This is a genomic window from Kitasatospora sp. NPDC004531, from assembly GCF_053602195.1.
Window position 1 is genome coordinate 48,157 of the sequence record NZ_JBSGDD010000038.1, and the last position, 12,652, is coordinate 60,808.

14 protein-coding genes are annotated in these 12,652 nt (G+C 73.0%); 9 read left to right on the plus strand and 5 right to left on the minus strand.

Annotation, left to right across the window (positions count from 1 at the left end; translation table 11 throughout):
• Positions 1–87: 87 nt before the first annotated feature.
• The 4 genes from deoC (at position 88) to ACWEMJ_RS17560 (ending at position 4,319) form a co-directional block, all read left to right on the plus strand.
• On the plus strand, positions 88–1,074 hold the full coding sequence (gene deoC, locus ACWEMJ_RS17545) for a deoxyribose-phosphate aldolase (RefSeq protein ID WP_452137941.1): 987 nt from the start codon (positions 88–90) through the stop codon (positions 1,072–1,074).
• A 5-nt stretch (positions 1,075–1,079) separates the two neighbouring features.
• Positions 1,080–2,573: an aldehyde dehydrogenase family protein gene (locus ACWEMJ_RS17550; protein WP_452137942.1), complete on the plus strand. Its 1,494-nt coding sequence runs from the start codon at positions 1,080–1,082 to the stop codon at positions 2,571–2,573.
• Entirely contained in the window at positions 2,566–3,468 is a 903-nt protein-coding gene (locus ACWEMJ_RS17555; protein WP_452137943.1) for an aldehyde dehydrogenase family protein, read from the plus strand. The genes ACWEMJ_RS17550 and ACWEMJ_RS17555 overlap by 8 nt, the downstream gene beginning before the upstream one ends.
• 215 nt (positions 3,469–3,683) lie before the next feature.
• Complete coding sequence (locus ACWEMJ_RS17560; RefSeq protein WP_452137944.1) at positions 3,684–4,319, plus strand: ATP-binding protein; 636 nt, start codon at positions 3,684–3,686, stop codon at positions 4,317–4,319.
• 25 nt (positions 4,320–4,344) lie between these two features.
• On the opposite strand, the gene ACWEMJ_RS17565 is transcribed toward ACWEMJ_RS17560, so the two are convergent.
• Both ACWEMJ_RS17565 and ACWEMJ_RS17570 read right to left on the minus strand, forming a co-directional pair.
• Complete coding sequence (locus ACWEMJ_RS17565; protein WP_452137945.1) at positions 4,345–4,818, minus strand: DUF6328 family protein; 474 nt, start codon at positions 4,816–4,818, stop codon at positions 4,345–4,347.
• Positions 4,819–5,005: 187 nt separating this feature from the next.
• The gene (locus tag ACWEMJ_RS17570) at positions 5,006–5,824 is read right to left on the minus strand and encodes a SigE family RNA polymerase sigma factor (protein ID WP_452137946.1); all 819 of its coding nucleotides are present in this window, start codon (positions 5,822–5,824) and stop codon (positions 5,006–5,008) included.
• A gap of 270 nt (positions 5,825–6,094) precedes the next feature.
• On the opposite strand from ACWEMJ_RS17570, the gene ACWEMJ_RS17575 reads away from it, so the two are divergent.
• From ACWEMJ_RS17575 to ACWEMJ_RS17590, 4 genes are all read left to right on the plus strand, one after another.
• Positions 6,095–6,772: a response regulator transcription factor gene (locus ACWEMJ_RS17575; RefSeq protein ID WP_100587346.1), complete on the plus strand. Its 678-nt coding sequence runs from the start codon at positions 6,095–6,097 to the stop codon at positions 6,770–6,772.
• A 28-nt stretch (positions 6,773–6,800) separates the two neighbouring features.
• Positions 6,801–8,303 (plus strand): ATP-binding protein, encoded by a 1,503-nt coding sequence (locus ACWEMJ_RS17580; protein ID WP_452137947.1) that lies wholly within the window; start codon positions 6,801–6,803, stop codon positions 8,301–8,303.
• The gene (locus tag ACWEMJ_RS17585; protein ID WP_452137948.1) at positions 8,300–8,626 is read left to right on the plus strand and encodes a hypothetical protein; all 327 of its coding nucleotides are present in this window, start codon (positions 8,300–8,302) and stop codon (positions 8,624–8,626) included. The genes ACWEMJ_RS17580 and ACWEMJ_RS17585 overlap by 4 nt, the downstream gene beginning before the upstream one ends.
• A 114-nt stretch (positions 8,627–8,740) precedes the next feature.
• A complete protein-coding gene (locus tag ACWEMJ_RS17590) occupies positions 8,741–9,259 on the plus strand; it encodes a VanZ family protein (protein WP_452137949.1) in 519 nt (172 codons plus the stop codon).
• A gap of 58 nt (positions 9,260–9,317) precedes the next feature.
• On the opposite strand, the gene ACWEMJ_RS17595 is transcribed toward ACWEMJ_RS17590, so the two are convergent.
• The 3 genes from ACWEMJ_RS17595 to ACWEMJ_RS17605 all read right to left on the minus strand — a co-directional run bounded on the left by ACWEMJ_RS17595 (position 9,318) and on the right by ACWEMJ_RS17605 (position 11,992).
• The gene (locus tag ACWEMJ_RS17595) at positions 9,318–10,070 is read right to left on the minus strand and encodes a hypothetical protein (protein WP_452137950.1); all 753 of its coding nucleotides are present in this window, start codon (positions 10,068–10,070) and stop codon (positions 9,318–9,320) included.
• 158 nt (positions 10,071–10,228) lie between these two features.
• On the minus strand, positions 10,229–10,990 hold the full coding sequence (locus ACWEMJ_RS17600) for a hypothetical protein (RefSeq protein WP_452137951.1): 762 nt from the start codon (positions 10,988–10,990) through the stop codon (positions 10,229–10,231).
• A gap of 198 nt (positions 10,991–11,188) precedes the next feature.
• On the minus strand, positions 11,189–11,992 hold the full coding sequence (locus ACWEMJ_RS17605) for a hypothetical protein (protein ID WP_452137952.1): 804 nt from the start codon (positions 11,990–11,992) through the stop codon (positions 11,189–11,191).
• Between the two features lie 344 nt (positions 11,993–12,336).
• Between ACWEMJ_RS17605 and ACWEMJ_RS17610 the strand changes: the two genes are divergently transcribed.
• Positions 12,337–12,519: a PspC domain-containing protein gene (locus ACWEMJ_RS17610; RefSeq protein ID WP_452137953.1), complete on the plus strand. Its 183-nt coding sequence runs from the start codon at positions 12,337–12,339 to the stop codon at positions 12,517–12,519.
• Positions 12,520–12,652: the final 133 nt, after the last annotated feature.

Here is a 12,652-nt window from a genome sequence, read left to right on the forward strand (position 1 = left end):
TCCCCCGGGCCCCTGTTTTCCGTCCTCCTGCTTTCCGGCCCCCGCCTATCATTCGCCTACGCGCGTAGATATGCTGCTCTGGTGACTATGTCCACTCTTGCAGCCAACGCCCCCGGCGCCACGGGCGGCGGCCTCGCGGACGTCGCGGCGTCCGAGGCCACCTTGCGCCGTTTCCTGCACGGCCTGCCCGGGGTCGACCAGGTGGGCCTGGAGGCGCGCGCAGCGACTCTCGGCACCCGGTCGATCAAGACCACCGCCAAGGCCTTCGCCATCGATCTCGCCATCTCGATGATCGACCTGACCACGCTGGAGGGCGCGGACACGGTCGGCAAGGTCCGCTCGCTGTGCGCGAAGGGCCTGAACCCCGACCCGACCGACCGCACCGCCCCGCGCGTCGCGGCGATCTGCGTGTACCCGGACATGGTCGCCACCGCGAAGGACGCGCTGCGCGGCAGCGACATCCAGGTCGCGTCGGTGGCCACCGCGTTCCCGTCCGGCCGGGCCGGGATGCCGGTCAAGCTGGCGGACACCGCCGAGGCGGTCGCCGCGGGCGCCGACGAGATCGACATGGTGATCGACCGGGGCGCCTTCCTCTCCGGCCGCTACCTGGAGGTCTTCGAGGAGATCCGCGCCGTCAAGGAGGCGTGCCGACGCGCCGACGGCAGCTCGGCCCACCTGAAGGTGATCTTCGAGACCGGCGAGCTGCAGACCTACGACAACGTCCGCCGGGCGTCCTGGCTGGCGATGATCGCGGGCGCGGACTTCATCAAGACCTCCACCGGCAAGGTGGCGGTGAACGCCACTCCCCCGGTGACCCTGCTGATGCTGGAGGCGGTGCGGGACTTCCGCGCGGCCACCGGCACCCAGGTCGGCGTGAAGCCGGCCGGCGGCATCCGCACCACCAAGGACGCCATGAAGTACCTGGTGATGGTGAACGAGACGCTGGGCGACGACTGGCTGAGCCCGCACTGGTTCCGCTTCGGCGCGTCCAGCCTGCTGAACGACCTGCTGATGCAGCGCCAGAAGCTGAGCACCGGCCGGTACTCCGGTCCCGACTACGTGACGGTGGACTGATCACGATGGCGAAGACCAACAAGAAGACCGAGCAGCCCGTGAAGCCCTCGGGCCTGTTCGGCTACGCCCCGGCCCCGGAGTCCCCGGCCGCCGCGGGCGAGATCGCGACGTCCTACGGCCACTTCATCGGCGGCCGGTTCGTCGACTCCTCCGGCTCGGAGGCGCTCAAGACCGTCAACCCGGCCACCGAGCAGGTCCTCGCGGAGTTCGCGCAGGGCACCGAGGAGGACGTGGACCGCGCGGTGGCGGCCGCCCGCAAGGCGTTCGCCGACTGGTCCGCGCTGCCGGGCAGCGAGCGCGCCAAGTACCTGTTCCGGATCGCCCGGATCGTCCAGGAGCGCAGCCGCGAGCTGGCCGTCCTGGAGTCGATCGACAACGGCAAGCCGATCCGGGAGACCCGCGACGTCGACCTGCCACTGGTCGCCGCGCACTTCTTCTACTACGCGGGCTGGGCCGACAAGCTGGACTACGCCGGCTTCGGTCCGAACCCGCGCCCGCTGGGCGTCGCCGCGCAGGTGATCCCGTGGAACTTCCCGCTGCTGATGCTGGCGTGGAAGGTTGCCCCGGCGCTGGCCACCGGCAACACGGTGGTGCTGAAGCCCGCCGAGACCACCCCGCTGACCGCGCTGCGCTTCGCCGAGATCTGCCGCCAGGCCGGCCTGCCGGACGGCGTGGTCAACATCGTCACCGGCGACGGCCGCACCGGCGCCGCGCTGACCGCGCACCCGGACGTCAACAAGGTGGCGTTCACCGGCTCGACCCCGGTCGGCCGGGCGATCGCCAGGCAGATCGCCGGCACGGACAAGAAGCTCTCGCTGGAGCTCGGCGGCAAGGCCGCGAACATCGTGTTCGACGACGCGCCGATCGACCAGGCCGTCGAGGGCATCGTCAACGGCATCTTCTTCAACCAGGGCCACGTGTGCTGCGCGGGCAGCCGCCTGCTGGTGCAGGAGTCGGTCCAGGACGAGGTGCTGGACGCGCTGAAGCGCCGGATGGGCACGCTGCGGGTCGGCAACCCGCTGGACAAGAACACCGACATCGGCGCGATCAACTCGGCCGCGCAGCTGGCCCGGATCACCGAGCTGGCCGCGGCGGGCGAGCAGGAGGGCGCCGAGCGCTGGGCGCCGGAGTGCGAACTGCCGGGCGCGGGCTACTGGTTCCGCCCGACGCTGTTCACCGGCGTCTCGCAGGCGCACCGGATCGCCCGCGAGGAGATCTTCGGCCCGGTGCTGTCGGTGCTGACCTTCCGCACCCCCGCCGAGGCGGTGGAGAAGGCCAACAACACCCCCTTCGGGCTGTCCGCGGGCATCTGGACCGAGAAGGGCTCGCGCATCCTGTGGATGGCGAACCGCCTGCGCGCGGGCGTGATCTGGGCGAACACCTTCAACAAGTTCGACCCGACCTCGCCGTTCGGCGGGTACAAGGAGTCCGGTTACGGCCGCGAGGGCGGCCGCCACGGTCTGGAGCCCTACCTGAATGTCGAGGCCCTCGATGTCTGAGCCCACTGTCCGTCTCGAAGTCTTCAAGACCTACAAGCTGTACGTCGGCGGGAAGTTCCCGCGCTCGGAGAGCGGGCGGGTGTACGAGGTGACTGACGCCAAGGACCAGTGGCTGGCCAACGCCCCGCTGGGCACCCGCAAGGATGCCCGGGACGCCGTGGTCGCGGCCCGCGCCGCCGTGAAGGGCTGGTCGGGCACCACCGCGTACAACCGCGGCCAGGTGCTGTACCGGGTGGCGGAGATGCTGCAGGGCCGCCGCGAGCAGTTCACCGCCGAGGTGTCCGCCGCGGAGGGCCTGGGCGGCAAGAAGGCGGCGGCGCTGGTGGACGCGGCGATCGACCGCTGGGTCTGGTACGCGGGCTGGACCGACAAGGTCGCGCAGATCGCGGGCGGCGCCAACCCGGTGGCCGGGCCGTTCTTCAACCTGTCCACCCCGGAGCCGACCGGCGTGGTCGGCGTCGTCGCCCCGCGGGCCGGCCACGGCTTCTCGCTGCTCGGCCTGGTGTCGGTGGTCGCCCCGGCGATCGCCACCGGCAACACCGTGGTGGTGGCGGCCGCCGAGCAGGCCCCGCTGCCGGCGCTGTCGCTGGGCGAGGTGCTCGCCACCTCCGACGTGCCGGGCGGCGTGGTCAACCTGATCTCCGGCCGCACCGCGGACATCGCGCCCACGCTGGCCTCCCACCAGGACGTCAACGCCCTCGACCTGGCGGGCGCGATCGACCGGGACGGCCCCGGCGCGGCGGCCGCCCTGGAGGCGGCGGCGGCCGATACATTGAAGCGAGTGGTCCGACCGGCCGCCGACCCGTCCGCCGTGGACTGGACGGCCGCTCCCGGCACCGGGCGACTGCTCTCCTTCCTGGAGACCAAGACGGTCTGGCACCCGATGGGCATCTAGCCCGGCCCGACCGGCCAACTCCACACAGACCGGCCGCCCTCAGCGCCCCTACCCCCCCGGGGGCCCGGGCGGCCGCGACGGGCCCGCACTTCTCCCCCCCTGGTGCGGGCCCGTCCTCATGCCCTCCCGCGGGCCGTCCCGCGGGCCCTCCCGCCCGAATCGGGGCCGAACGGCGGGTTACCAGCAACCCGCCGGATGCCTCAGACTGGTATCTCGTGAGTGACTCCCCGCTGAACCGCCGCCCGATATCCCGCGTCATCCTGCTGTCGGGCCCCTCGGGGTCGGGAAAGTCCTCGCTGGCCGAGCGCAGCGGCCTGCCGGTGCTGCAGCTCGACGACTTCTACAAGGACGGCGACGACCCGTCGCTGCCCCAACTCCCGGACGGCGGCGGCCCGGACTGGGACTCGCCGGACTCCTGGCACGGCGACCAGGCGCTGGCGGCGATCCGGGCCCTGGCCTTCGACGGGAAGGCCGAGGTGCCGGTCTACTCGATCCCCGCGAACGGCCGCTCCGGCAGCCACGCCCTCGTCCTGGACGGCGCGGCCGCGTTCGTCGCCGAGGGCATCTTCGCGGCCGAGCTGGTCCGCCGCTGCCAGGCGGAGGGCCTGCTCGGCGACGCCCTGTGCCTGCGCAACAAGCCCTCCACCACGGCCTGGCGCCGTTTCCGCCGCGACGTCCGCGAGGGCCGCAAGTCCATCCCCTATCTGCTCCGCCGCGGCCTGCGCCTGATGCACGCCGAGCGCGGCATCGTCGCCCGTCAGGTCGAACTCGGCTCCTACGCCTGCTCCGGCATCGAGGCGGGCCGCCGGATCGCCGCGGTGGCCCGGCAGTTGCCCGCCGAACTGGTCTGAGCGGCGGCGGACGGGCCCGGGGCCGTCACTCCCCGCCCGGGAGGTGGCGGCGGACCGCCCGGGGCAGGACGAACCAGAGGCCGGCGAAGATCAGCCCGACGACGGCGGTGATCGGCACGGCCGCGGGGAAGCCGAGGACCACGGCGAGGACCAGCAGCACGGCGCCGCTGAGGGCCATCGCCAGCAGGATCAGGCCGAGTTGGGCGATCCGGGCGGACACCTTGACGATCCGCTGCCGGTCGGGGTGGTGGGCCAGGCCGCGGTGCAGCGCGACCGGCGTGGCGAGCACGGCGGCGGCCACCACCGCGAGCAGCAGCACCACGACGTAGACGTCCTGCCGGGCGTCGTCGAGGGTGGCGAAGCGCGGGGTGAAGGCGACGCCGAGCAGGAAGGCGAAGACGATCTGCACGCCGGTCTGCAGCACCCGCAGTTCCTGGAGCATCTCGACCAGCCGGCGGTCGGCGCGGGCCTGCGGGGATTCCTCGGTGGGATCGTCCATCCGGTCATTGTCGCGGCCGGCGGGCCCGGAAAGGCCAAAGGCGGGCCCCGGTGCTTGTCTCCCCCGCACCGGGGCCCGCCTTCGTCCGTGGTGCCGGACGGCCCCCGACGGTCGCTCCCCCTGAGCGGCCCGCCGTCGTCCCGCACCTTCCCCACCCACCCGTCCCCCCGGACGGGAGTCCTGTCGGTCAGGCGACCAGCTCGCCGAAGGCGTGCACGGTGTCGCCGGAGCGGTTGAGCTGCTCGTCGTCGCGCATCCGGCGCAGCGCGCGCCAGATGGAGCTCTTCACGGTGCCGACCGAGATGCCGAGGATGTCGGCGATCTCCGGGTCGGTGCGGCCCTCGTAGTAGCGCAGGACCAGCATGGTGCGCTGGTTCTCGGGCAGCTTGGCGAGCGCCTGCCAGAGCACGGTGCGCAGCTCGGTGCCGCCCATCGCGTCGGTGTCGCCGGCGTGCTCGGGGAGTTCCTCGGTCGGGTACTCGTTGACCTTGCGGCGGCGCCAGGCGGAGATGTGCAGGTTGGTCATGGTGCGGCGGAGGTAGCCACCGACCGCGGCCTTGTCGGTGATCCGGCCCCAGGCGCGGTAGGTGGAGAACAGCGCGGACTGCAGCAGGTCCTCGGCCTCGTAGCGGTCGCCGGTGAGGTGGTAGGCGGTGGCGTACAGGGAGGCGCGCCGCTCGCGGACGTACGCGGTGAACTCGGCGATGTCGCGTGCCTCGTCCTTCACGGCGGCCGGGTGCTCCCCCTGCGCGCCTCCCTGTTCGGCCTGCTCCCCCCGGAAGGTCTGCGGCGCGAGCCGCAGCATCCGTCCCGCGGTCGGGTTCCCGGCCCGCCCGTGGGTGGTGTCGCCGCCCCTGGTCCCCACAACCGGGCGGCGGGTTCCGGCGCTGTGCGCGCACCCCCGTACGAGTACGGCGCCGGCGTTCTCCTCCTCGTGACGCGGCCGGTTGGTGCCCAGCACGGCTGCACGCGGCCCGGAGTTTCGGGTCGTCAGCGTTGCGGTCATCGGGCACCCCCATGGTCGGTACGAGCGGTTCCTTGCCGTCGCCGTTCCGGTCCGGAGCCCGGTGTCTTCCGCGGCGACATGGAAAATCCTGCCGGTCGCTCGTCATGGCGGTGTCCGGCGACTGTCACAGGGCTGTCACAAGCGTGCGCGTTTCGGGGCAGTCGTCGGCTCCGAGTTGGCTGACGCCGGAGCGGCCCCGTCCGGTTCCCGGGGGGACCAGGATCACCCGGGTGGGTGTTTCCCGGGTCGGGGTGGGACACAATGACCTCCGTGTCTTACCTGCTTCTGATCGAGGACGACGACGCCATTCGCACCGGCCTCGAACTCGCCCTCACCCGCCAGGGCCACCGGGTCGCCACCGCCGCGTCCGGTGAGGACGGTCTGCGCCTGTTCAAGGAGCAGCGCCCGGATCTGATCGTCCTCGACGTGATGCTGCCCGGCATCGACGGTTTCGAGGTGTGCCGGCGGATCCGGCGCACCGACCAGCTGCCGATCATCCTGTTGACGGCGCGTTCCGACGACATCGACGTGGTGGTGGGCCTGGAGTCCGGGGCCGACGACTACGTGGTGAAGCCGGTGCAGCCCCGGGTGCTGGACGCCCGGATCCGCGCGGTGCTGCGGCGCGGTGAACGGGAGAGTTCGGACTCGGCGGCGTACGGCGGTCTGGTGATCGACCGTTCGGCGATGACCGTGACCAAGGACGGCCAGGACCTCCAGCTGACGCCGACCGAGCTGCGGCTGCTGCTGGAGCTGAGCCGCCGCCCGGGGCAGGCGCTGTCCCGCCAGCAGCTGCTGCGGCTGGTGTGGGAGCACGACTACCTGGGCGACTCCCGCCTGGTGGACGCGTGCGTGCAGCGGCTGCGGGCGAAGGTCGAGGACGTGCCGTCCGCGCCGACGCTGATCCGCACCGTTCGCGGGGTCGGCTACCGTCTGGACCCGCCCGCGTGATCTCTTCCTTCTGCTTGGTGAGCCTTTTTTGACCGATCATCAGTCCGCGCCGCGCCGTCTCCGTTCGGCGTCCTGGCGGCGGCTCAGTTCGCTCAGGGTCCGGCTGATCGCGGTGTTCGCCGCGGTGGCGCTGGTGACCGCCGTGTCCGCGTCCGGGATCGCCTACTGGCTGAACCGGGACGCGGTGCTCAGGCGTGCCCAGAACGCCTCGCTGAACGACTTCCGCGGTTCGCTGACCCGCAACGTCTCGCAGCTGCCGCTGCACCCGACCTGCCAGGACCTCTCCAACCTGGCCGTGCAGGTGGCGAGTTCCGGCCTGGCGTACGACGTGGTGGTGGTCGACCCGTCGCAGCCGGACTGCACGGCCTCCTCGGACCCGATCGCGTTCACCGTCAAGCAGGTGCCGTCGACGCTGGTCTCGGCGGTCGAGAAGCCCCGCGAGGTCGGCCCGAACAACCCGTACCAGTACCACCTGTACTGGCAGCGGGTGACGCTGGCCGGCCCGTACGTGGTCGGCGGGACGAAGGTGGCGCCGGACGGGCCGACCGCCTACATGTTCAAGTCGCTGCAGAACGAGCGCGCCGACCTGAACACCCTCGGCTGGTCGCTGGCGATCGCCACGCTGCTGGCGCTGGTGGGCTCCGCGCTGCTCGCGCAGGGCGCCTCGGCGACGGTGCTGAAGCCGGTGCGCCGGCTCGGCGAGGCCGCCCGGCGGCTCGGCGAGGGCGAGCTGGACACCCGGCTCGACGTCGAGGGCAATGACGAACTCGCCGAGCTGGCAAGGACGTTCAACCGCACTGCGGAGTCGCTGTCGGAGCAGGTCGCGGAGCTGAGCGCGCGCGAGGCGCAGTCCCGGCGGTTCGTCGCCGACATGTCGCACGAGCTGCGCACGCCGCTGACCGCGATGACCGCCGTGACCGACATCCTGGAGGACGAGGCCGACTCGCTCGACCCGATGATCGAACCGGCGGTGCGGATCGTGGTCTCCGAGACCCGCCGGCTGTCCGACCTGGTGGAGAACCTGATGGAGGTGACCCGGTTCGACGCGGGCACCGCCAAGCTGGTCGCCGACGAGGTCGACATGGCCGACCTGATCATGTCCTGCATCGACGGCCGGGCCTGGTACGACGCCGTCGAGCTGGACGCCCCGCGCGGCATCCTGGCGGTGGTCGACCCGCGCCGCCTGGACGTGGTGTTCGCCAACCTGATCGGCAACGCGCTCAAGCACGGCGGCTCGCCGGTGAAGGTGAAGGTCCGCCAGGACGGCGAGACCGTGGTGGTCCAGGTCTCCGACGGCGGCCCGGGCATCCCGGAGGACGTGCTGCCGCACGTCTTCGACCGCTTCTACAAGGCCGACAAGGGCCGGGCCCGCTCCGAGGGCAGCGGCCTGGGCCTGTCGATCGCCGAGGCCAACGCCCTGATCCACGGCGGCACCATCACCGCCGCCAACAACCCGGAGGGCGGTGCCGTGTTCACCCTCACCCTGCCGCTCACCCAACCGCCCGCCCCCGGCCCGGAAGAAGCACCATGATCGCCCGCCGCCGCCTCCGCGCCGTGGCCCTGCTGGCCGGCTCGACGGCCCTGCTCACCGGCTGCGGCATCCGCCCGACCGCCGTGCCGGTGGACGCCGGCGCCCCGGCCAGCCGCACCGCCTGCCCGACGCCCGTGCTGATGCCGGTCGCCCCGGCCGCCTCGCCCACCGCGACCCCGCCGGCCGCCACCGCGCCGGCCGGCGGCCCGGGCGCGACCGGGAAGCCCAAGGCCTCGCCGAGCCCGTCGCCGTCCGCCACCCCGTCCCCGGCGGCGTCCGCCCCCGGGGTGTTCGGCGCGCCGTCCGCGAGCCACTGCCCCTGATCTCACCCGTACGGCGGAACCGCCTCCGCTGCGGCGCGCGTCCCCCGGATTGTGCACACCACTGCGCGAACCGACCACACGACGGCGCCGTACCGGCAGCGGACGACAGCCCGGGTGCTGCTGACCCTTCACCTGCTGGCGCTCGGCTGGCTGGCCCTCCGGCCGGTCAGCGCCCCCTGGACCGGGCCGTCCAACCTGACCCCGTTCGCCACCGTGCACCAGGACCTGGCCGCCGGCGGCCTCACCGCCGCCCGCCGCCTCGCCGCCGGGCTCGTCCCGCTGGCCCCGGTCGGCGTCCTGCTGCCGCTCGCCGTCGGCAGTCCGCGCCGCGCCTGGTTCCTGTCGTTCCTGCGCACCACCGCCGCCGCCGCGCTGCTCGCCACCGCCCTCGAATTCCTGGAGGGCTGGGCGCCCGGCAACGTCCTCAACGTCGACGACATCCTGCTCGGCACGCTCGGCGCGGCCGCCCTCCACCTGCTGGTGACGCCGCTGCTGCGGGCGCACGCCCTGCGCCGGGCCCCCGGGGTGCGGGCCGCCGCGGCGCCGCGGCAGGAGAGCCCGAAGGAGCGGACGCCGGTGCGGCCGGCTCCGGCCCGCAGGCCGGTCGGCGGCCGGGTTCAGCCGTTCCGGTAGGCGCGCCCGCCCGTGCGGCGGTGCGGGCCGCCCGCGCCCGCCCCGCCGCCGGGGACGGTCACTTGCCCAGGATCGGGGCCCCGTCGATGACGCCCGAGGTCGGCGGCACGGGCTCCACCGGACGGTCGAAGTCGCTGTAGACCATGTCGACCTTGGTCGGGTTGCTGCCCGAGGTCGCCAGCAGGTACGCCGGGCCCTCGGCGGCGACGACGAACTCCGTGTCGGAGCCGACCGCCTTGAACACCTGGCCCTTCACGCCCTTGACGTCCTTGATCGCACCGGGGGTGGTGGGCACCTCCGTGCCGCCGTCGGACATGCCGCCGGTGGCCATGATCTCGAAACCGCTCTCGCAGAAGCCGGTGAGCTTCTTGGCCGTCCCGTTGTCGGCGGCGATCTTCATCGTCGTGCCGCCGAGCTTCTTGACGTTCTTCCCGAACTCGCCGTCCGGCGTCAGCCAGGTGGTGCCGCCCTTGCGGACGAACTCGATCTTGTCCTCGCCGCCGGGGTGTATCCAGCCCACGCAGTTGCCCTCGCGGTCCGCGAACGCCTCACCGGTCAGCGGCTTTCCGGCCACGTCCACCGTGAAGGTGACCCGGACCGACTTCACCTTGGCGGCGGCCTCGCGGGACTCCTTCAGCAGCTCCTTCGGCTTCGCGCTCGGCGACGGGGAGGCGGAGGCCGAGGCGGGGGCCGACGAGGCGGGCCCGGCCGCCTTGTCCTTGGCGTCGTCCTTCGGCCCGCAGGCCGCCACGCCGGCACCCAGCAGTACGGCCAGTGCGGCCGCGGTGGCCGCCCGCCGTCCGTTGTTCATCAAAGCCCTGCACCCATCTGTTTCTGATTTTGGAGATGCCCATGTCACTTTCGGGGCATCAGTTCGAGGGCGACCCACGGTCGGCGCTCGGTCGCGCGATTGTTCCATTCCGCCGTCCCCGGCCACCAGTCGATTCCGCGGCGCGGGCCGGGAGTTGATCAGTCCTCGAACTCGTCGCCGGCGTCCTCGCCGCCCGCGGGCTCGTCGCCGAAGTCGGCGACCTGGTCGGCAGGCGGCGGGGTGACCGTCACCGGGGCGCCGTAGTCGCGGAAGAACATGGTGGCCCGGCCCGCGCGGGTGGTCATCTCCGCCCGCAGCAGGTAGGGCTCGCCCTCGGCGGCGACGGCGATCCGGATCTCCGAGCCGGAGTCGGCCTCGGCGTCCAGGGCGAGGTCGGCGGCGGCGGCGCCGGGGACGTAGCGCAGGACCGCCGCCGGAACACCGTTGATCCGGGTGCCGGCCTCGGCGACCCACTCCCCGCCCGCGCCCGCCATGTCGCCGATCGTCTCCGGCATCGTGAGGGCCAGCTCGCAGTAGCTGTTCATCTGCACCGCCGCCTTGCCGCGGCCCGCCATCCACTTGTCGGCCGGCCCGCCGGCGCCGACGGGGCTCTCGATCTTCATGTAGGACTGGTCGCCCTTGCGCAGGATGTGGATCTGCTGCGCCTTCGCGTCCGCCCCGGCCTGGATCGGGTCGCCCCCGCCGATCTCGGTGGCGCAGTCGCCGCCCCGGGCGACCGAGGTGGTGATCAGCTCCGCCCCCGACCCCTGCTCCATCCGCAGCGTCATCCGCACCGAGGGCGCCTTCTCGCCGGCCGCCCTCGCCTTGGCGAGGATCTCCTGCCCGGCGAGCCCGGACAGGCCGTTCTGCGCGTCCGAGCCCGCGCGGTCGTCCGACCCGCAGGCGGTCATTCCCGTCATGGCGAGGACGGTCAGGACAACGGCGGCCGGCCGGCGGTTCGTACGCACAGGAAGCTCCCCCAGATTCAGCGGAAGAAAATCAAATCGCGTGAGTGTGTCATTTCCCCGGCCCGGACCACCAGTCAGGTCCGTCCCTTCACCCGGCCTTTGCCCCTGTTTGCCCGGAAGAAGAAGGGTGCGGCGGTGCCCGGCGTCCGCTCAGCGCCCGCCGTCGAGGACGAAGTGCCGGCCGCTCGCGTCGGCGGTCTGCTCGGCTGGGGGTGCGGCGACCGCCACCGGCTCGTCGAAGGCGTAGAAGCGCATGGCGGTGGCCGCGTCGCCGGCCTCGTCCACCGACAGCAGGTAGGGCCGGCCCTCGGCGGCGACCGCCACCGTCCCGGACCGGCCGTGCGCGACCGTCCCGCCGATCCGGAACGCCAGGAAATCGGCCGGGGCGCCTTTCAGCTGCCGCACGCCGGACTTGGTCCACTCGGCGTCGGCGAAGTCGATCGGTCCCTGGAGGGCGGCCGTTCTGAGCAGCAGGTCGCAGTAGGCGGTGTAGTGCCGGCCGAGTTCACCGGGGTCGGACAGCCACTTGTCGGCGAGCTCCGGCCCGGCGTCCGGCAGCACCTGCGCGAGCAGTGCGGGGGACGGCTTCACCCAGGCCGTGCCCGCCAGGCGGCGCACCTCCGTCTCGGCGCCGTCCTCGGACACCGTCCCGGTGCAGTCGCCGTTGCGGGCGACGGCGAGCGAGTACTCGACCGCCGTGGCGTCCCGCTTCGTGCGGACCGTCCCGCGCACCGAGGTCAGGCCGGCGCCCGCCTGCCGGGCCTGCTCCAGGACCTGTTCGGCCGTCAGGTCCGCCAGCCGGTTGTCGGACCCCGCCGAGGGCGCCGCGTCGACCGGGCCGGCGCCGACCGGGTCGCAGGACGCCACCGAGATCACCCCGGCCATGCCGAGCCCGACCAGCCCGACCACCAACGCCGTGGTCGGCCACCCGCTCGTCCGCGTCTGCCCCGCCACTCGTTCCCGCCCCTGCTCCGTGCCTTGGTTCGTGCCGCTGGTTCGTGCTGCCGGCTTCGTGCTGCCGGTCCGTGCCGCTGGTTCGTGCCCCGGTGAGTCTGGCAGCCGCCGGGGCCCGAGCACCACCGTTACCGGCGGTTCGGCCGCGGCCGCTACCCACCTTCGCGACCGCCAATCTCGGGGTCCGTCCCGGAGTCGACCCCGAGGCCGGGATCCCCCCGGACGAGGAGTGCCTCCGGGTCCGGATCGGCATCGCGGCGGACGAAGAACCACAGGTCGCGGCGGGACGATGGAGTCAGCCCGGTCGGACCGCCCGACCCGGGAGCACTCCCTCGGAGGAGCAGATGAGCACCCTCGCCCGTCCTCGCCACGACCGCATCATCGGCGGCGTCTGCGCCGGCATCGCCCGGCGCTTCGGGTACACGCCGTGGACGGTCCGGGCCATCTTCCTGGCGTCCTGCCTGCTGCCGGGCCCGCAGTTCCTGATCTACCTGGCGCTGTGGCTGCTGCTCCCCCAGGAGCCGTGACCCGCCGAACGCACCCATGACGAAGGGGCCGCCCCGCACTAGGACTTGTCCGGTCGATCATGTGCGGAGCCAGATGACCAGGGCTGCTGCGGTGACGGTTCCGAGGTAGACGTATCCGCGTTTGTCGTAGCGG